This window comes from Campylobacter sp. S4:11 (assembly GCF_024723695.1).
GTDB classification, from domain to species: domain Bacteria; phylum Campylobacterota; class Campylobacteria; order Campylobacterales; family Campylobacteraceae; genus Campylobacter_D; species Campylobacter_D jejuni_C.
This window is the reverse complement of sequence record NZ_JANQDC010000036.1, coordinates 1-5,195: the sequence shown is the minus strand read 5'-3', so window position 1 is coordinate 5,195 and position 5,195 is coordinate 1. Positions and strand designations below refer to the sequence as shown.

Below are 5,195 nucleotides of genomic sequence, written 5' to 3'. Positions count from 1 at the left end.
TTAATTTTGGAAAATTATCTTACTTTACTTTGAAAAATTATTTTTCTTTGTATTTATTTAAAGACAGTAAAGTCAAATTTTCAAATATATTTTGATCATTTTTGATGATATTTTGCAAGGCGTTTTGCAAATAAGTCATAAAAATATCTTCTTCCATCTCTTTAAATACAGGCGAATACAATTCTTTAGTAATTAATTTTAATACAACAAGATTAATTAGTTTTGTATCTTTAATAAGCGGAATTTTTGAAATAACTGTTTGAAAATCATCTATATTTAATTTTTGGAAATTATCATTTAGTATTGTTTTTTTACGATTTTGTGATAATTCATTTTGCAATTTATCTAAAATTTTTCCTATATTTTCATAAGTAAAATCTAAATTAACAGAAGAATTAGATTCTATAATAACTTCAGAATTTTTAATATTATTATCCTCTATAAAACTATAATCTATTTTTGTTTCAATAAGTTCTTTAATGTTTTCTTTTGCCTTAAAATCTAAACCATCTATTTTTCCTCTAGGTTTTAGCTCTATTTCATCCATCTGTGTGTGTTTTTCTATTTCTTTTATTTCTTTTGCTTGCTTTAAAGTTTCTTGTTTAATCTCTTTTGAATCAACAAAACGCAACTCAATAAGACCTAACTTTAGAACATCGCCTTTGTTGATAATAATTTCATAACCATCTTCCAATCTAGAAAAAGAATTATTATAAAAAATATCACTGCCTTCTATAGGCGTCATAGTAAAAAAACCTTCTTCAAAAGTAATCTTCATATGTTTTTCTTTAACAGAATTATTTTTATCTTGTATCCAAAATAAACATTCTGGACTTGATCCAACAAGTCCACCAGTTTCATCAAATACACAAGCTACTGTTTTTGTAATATTTTCGTCAATATTTTCAATTATTAATCCTATGGTTTCTTTATCTATCATTTTGAGCCTTTGTTATATTTTCTACTATTTTAAAATCACTTAATATCATAATTATATTATTAATATCTGAGTTGTTATTATTAAGTTTGAAATCAAAATACATTTTTTTATTGTCATTAAATAAAACACTGTAAGATGAATTTGAATTTTTACTTTCCTGTAATAATTTATACCAAGCCCATTCTCCTTTATATGATTTTGTGTAATTTATATTAGCATCTAAATAAGAATACGCAGTGAAATCAAAACTAGTTCCATTGTTAAATTCATCAGTTATAACATCTAATTTTGTATGCAATGTGTGATCATATATAATAGAAGTATCATTATACTGAACTTTTACAAAAGAAAAATCGGCACTTAAGTCAAGACTTTGTAAAGTAAAGCGCACCCTCATTACATCATTTGCATTTAGCATTAACTCTGATAAATTACCAGCCTTAGTAATAAAATCCAAAAATTCTTTGGAAAAAGTTAATCTTGAACTAAATTTAGAATTAATAGAGTAAACATTTTTTCTTTTAATTAGAACATTTGTTAAATATTTTTCATAAAACTTATTTAAAATTCCATTTTTACCAAAGAAATTTTTAAAAGAATCTATACTTAATTCTTGTGAACTTAATAAATTAAAAGGATAAAAAGGAGCTATATCATTAACAAATGGTGCATAAACCTCATTCAACCAAACAGTATTAAACAAAGAAACTCCATGGTTTTCTATAATATTCCAAGCATACAAAGAAAGAGTTGCATAATATTTTTCCAATTCACTTGGTAAATTTTTAATATTTTGTTCAAGAGAACTAAATGGGTCGCTAGAATCTTTACTATCGCTTAAAGCGTATTTTATTTTTTCCTCAATAGTTTGCGAGTTATTTGTTGTAAAGTCAGTTATTTTTTTATGAATATTAGACAAATCTGTATTTATTAATTCCATGGTTTTTTGATGACTTCCAACATCTAAACCTACAGCAGTAGCACCCGTATTTAAAATAGAATTTTGTTCTATAATTTTATGATAAGCATCAAACGAACTGGTAATCCCCATAAAACTTGTCTTTATTTCAGCAGCATTAACACCGAGATTATATGCTTGAGTTAGTAAAGTAGCATCGTTAAGATTGGTATTTACACTAACAATTTTTATAAAATTCATTAAAGGATTTTCTTTTTTAGATAGTATATTAAGTTCATTTAGCATAGAACTTTTGGAAATAAACTTTTTTGGTGCAAGTGAATTTAAAATTTCTTGCCATTTATTTTGATATTGCGTTAAATAAATTTTAATAATTCCCATTGCCATATTGCTTCTATTTTCAGAATTTGACAAATCATTTAAAATCCACGAATCAATCTCAATGGCTTTATCTATTTTTACATTTAACGTTTGCAAAAAGTCAGCCATACCTTTTTTTGTGTAAATTTCTTCAATACTATCAATTTTAATAGACTCTGAGAAAACATTATTAGCAGCAAATCCTAATTCATTTTTAAAATTATATACTTTATTGTTTTTATCTAGAATGATAAAGTTAAGTAAAGTATATATTCTTTGAATTTTTGCTACATTATATAGTTTTTCAATAGATAATTTAACCGAAATGTCATCTTGCTGAGAAGTGCTTAAATCAATCTTTTGAAGTTCATCGATACCAGATAGAAAATTTTCTTTAGAAATTTTATATTTTTCTAAAAAATTCCAATTTTCATTAATCCATATTTTTAATAAATCTTTATCAAGATATTTTTGCTCAAACAATGATTTATATACATATAAAGTTTTAATTAAGTTATCATAATTATCATCAGTTTGTAATATTATTTCCATTTCTTTTAATAGGGTATTTTTCAACACATCTTCACTAATTTTATAATATAAATTTTGTGCTTTTTTAAAGCCTTTATATGTTATGTTTAAGCTAAAATATTCAAACAAACTTGCCTTTTCGATTAATTGTGGATATACACTTAGTATATTTCTTAAATCAACTAATAATTTTGCTTTCTCTTCTATACTCATCATGGGGTAATCTTGCATATTTTTCAACAAAAATGAAAGATCTGTATAAACACTTTGAGATATTTTCTTTTCTTGCTCACTTTTAAGAATAAAATAAGATGAAATAAAATAAGTCATACAACTCAAAAATATAGTTAGACCCACAAGCGATATCTTTTTGTAAAAACTTTTAATTCTACTTAGCGATGAATCTTTAAAGACAATATCTTCAAGCAAAGACTGAACAAAATAACTTTGCTTACTAAAAGACTGTTTTACTTGAGCTAATGGTTTTTTTATATTATACTTTTCACAAATTGTATCAAGCATAAAATTTCTTGGCACATTTTCTTGATAAGCACTTACATAATATACCCCTCTTAAAACTGAACTATTTTTTAAAATATTTTCATTTTGGAGTTGCACGATAAAGTCTTTGCTCAATACAAATAAATTATCCAACTGCTTTAAAAATAAATAAATTTTATTTTTTTCCTCTATAGTATATATAGAAGAATTTTTATCAACAAAACGTAAAAACAAAGATTTGCTTATCTCTTCAAAAGACTTTTGAATATCTTCTTCTTTAAAATGTTCTGCAAAACTTATACCAAAAGCTTTTTTTTGAATTTTTTCATTAAAAATATCAAAAAATTCTCTCATACCTTCTATCAAATCTAATTTTGAAAAAACAACATAAATAGGTAATTGTACACCTAAAATTTTTTCACACTCATGCACCCTTTTTGTTAAATAACGAATTAAATTATTAGAATATTCTTTTGTGTTTTCCAAAAACAATCGAGTATCAATTATTAAAATAATGCCATTTAATTTACTATGAAAATAATTCTTATTTAAAAATTTTAAAAAATTTTGCCAAATGCTCTTTTTAATTAAGAAGTCTCTATTTTTCTCTATATCATCTTCGGGTAACTCATCGCTACTATTAGGATGAAAAAAATCTTCTTGAGAAAAATAATTTCCCTCAGTATCAAGCAAAGCGCCTTTCTTGGAAACATATAAGCTAAAATTATTGGTAGACTTATGCATCTTTTTATATGATTCTAAACTATCACTTAAAGGATATTCTATATCAGAATAATTTATAAAAGTACTTTTACCAGCACCTTCATTTCCCACAATAACAACAAGAGGCAAATTTTTAGTGTTGATATCTTTTTTCCATGTTTGTTTGGCATCTTTTAATGCGATAAAGAAATTTCTTTTTGCTTTGTATAAAAATTCATTAGATTCTTTTTTAATTTCTTTAAGTCTTATTCTTTTGTCATCCTTAAAAGATTTTATAAAATTACTTAAAGGCTTTAAAAGAAAAAACAAAAAAATACAACACCAAAATATAAAAATTATCCCAAATCTTAAATAAGAATTACTAAAAACATAAATTTCATTAAACGCAAATAAAGAACCATAAGCCCAAAAAAATAAACTTAAGACAACTAAAATAATAAGTATTAATGTGATTACGAAAATCCTAGATTTTAAAATTTGCATTATTTTTTGAAACATAATTTTTCCTAATATAAATTCAAATAATTTTTATTTCTATTTATTAATTTTATATTATTTTTACTTATTTTGTATTAAAATATTAAAAGCTTTTAATATAAATATAAAGTTAAAATTATAATCATAAGGAAAAACATGGCACAACCAGCATATATCAAAATCGAAGGTTCAACACAAGGACTTATTTCAAGTGGTGCTTCTACAGAAGCAAGTATAGGAAATCGCTATCAAGCAGGACACGAAGACGAGATTATGGCTCAAGAAATTTCTCATATTGTAACAGTTCCAGTTGATCAACAAAGTGGACAACCATCAGGACAAAGAGTTCATAAGCCTTTTACTTTCACTTGCTCTCTAAATAAAGCAGTTCCTCTACTTTACAATGCACTTACAAAAGGTGAAAGACTTCCGAGTGTTGAAGTTCATTGGTTTAGAACATCAACAAGTGGTGGACAAGAACATTTTTTTACAACTAAATTAGAAGATGCTATCATTACAGATATTACCTTAGTAATGCCAAATGCTCAAGAAGCAAACAATCATGACAAAACAGAGCTTTTTAAGGTATCTTTAAATTACAGAAAAGTTATTTGGGAGCATACAGCGGCTGGAACAAGCGGAAGTGATGATTGGAGAGAAGCAAATTCGTAACACAATAAGCTCATTGTTAAACAATGAGCTTTATATGCTATTTAATATCCTTATCACTTTCATTAAAAATAA

Annotated in this window: 3 protein-coding genes; 1 reads left to right on the top strand and 2 read right to left on the bottom strand. The window is 24.8% G+C overall.

All coding sequences use genetic code 11. The annotated features are described in order from the left end of the window. Window positions 1-37: 37 nt before the first annotated feature. Both CAMP5053_RS07900 and tssM read right to left on the bottom strand, forming a co-directional pair. On the bottom strand, window positions 38-940 hold the full coding sequence (locus tag CAMP5053_RS07900; RefSeq protein WP_214100891.1) for a hypothetical protein: 903 nt from the start codon (window positions 938-940) through the stop codon (window positions 38-40). After that, window positions 930-4,472, bottom strand: a complete 3,543-nt coding sequence (gene tssM, locus CAMP5053_RS07895; protein ID WP_337217605.1) for a type VI secretion system membrane subunit TssM — start codon at window positions 4,470-4,472, stop codon at window positions 930-932. The genes CAMP5053_RS07900 and tssM overlap by 11 nt, the downstream gene beginning before the upstream one ends. Window positions 4,473-4,607: 135 nt before the next feature. Here tssM and CAMP5053_RS07890 point away from each other — a divergent pair, with 135 nt between their 5' ends. Continuing rightward, window positions 4,608-5,123, top strand: coding sequence for an Hcp family type VI secretion system effector (locus tag CAMP5053_RS07890; RefSeq protein ID WP_039626225.1), 516 nt, complete (start codon window positions 4,608-4,610; stop codon window positions 5,121-5,123). Window positions 5,124-5,195: the final 72 nt, after the last annotated feature.